The sequence below is a fragment of the Streptococcus sp. 121 genome, assembly GCF_016458205.1.
Lineage (GTDB): Bacteria > Bacillota > Bacilli > Lactobacillales > Streptococcaceae > Streptococcus.
In genome coordinates this window covers 1-501 of the sequence record NZ_JAEMED010000088.1, presented here as the reverse complement: position 1 = coordinate 501, position 501 = coordinate 1, and the positions used below count along the sequence as shown (strand labels likewise).

Sequence of the window (501 nt, the reverse complement as noted above, 5' to 3'; positions counted from 1 at the left end):
CAATTGGTGAAGCTTACCAAGGTACGAAACCAGCTGAAATTGAAAAAGACGGCAAAACATACGTTCTTTCAACAACAAAACCAGTTCGTTCAAATGAAGGAGATGCTCCAGAAACTGGTAAAGTTAAAGAAGGTAAACAAACCATCGTTTATCAATATGTCTTGAAAGAAGATCCAACACCTGAAGTGAAGAAGGGTGAAGTTGTTGTTACTTACGTAGATACAGAAGGTGAGCAAATCAAGACTTCTGTGAAAGATGTTGAAAACGGTGATGTGGATTCAGACTACGATACAGTCGTGGACAACCGTCCAGAAATCATCAAGACAGAAGATGGTAAGACATACAAACTTGTCCCAGCTGGTGAGTACAAAGTTGGTACAGTTGATGAACAAGGTCACTTGACGACATCAGATGCGACAACTGGTAAGGTTGAAGAAGGTACGAAGACAGTCACTTATGTATACCGTGAGTTAGGCAAGTACATTCCATACATTCCTGAAA

1 protein-coding gene is annotated in these 501 nt (G+C 40.3%); it reads left to right on the top strand.

Annotated elements, in window-relative coordinates:
• The coding region (locus JEQ21_RS09835; protein ID WP_199365321.1) for a MucBP domain-containing protein at positions 1-501 on the top strand (501 nt) is incomplete at both ends.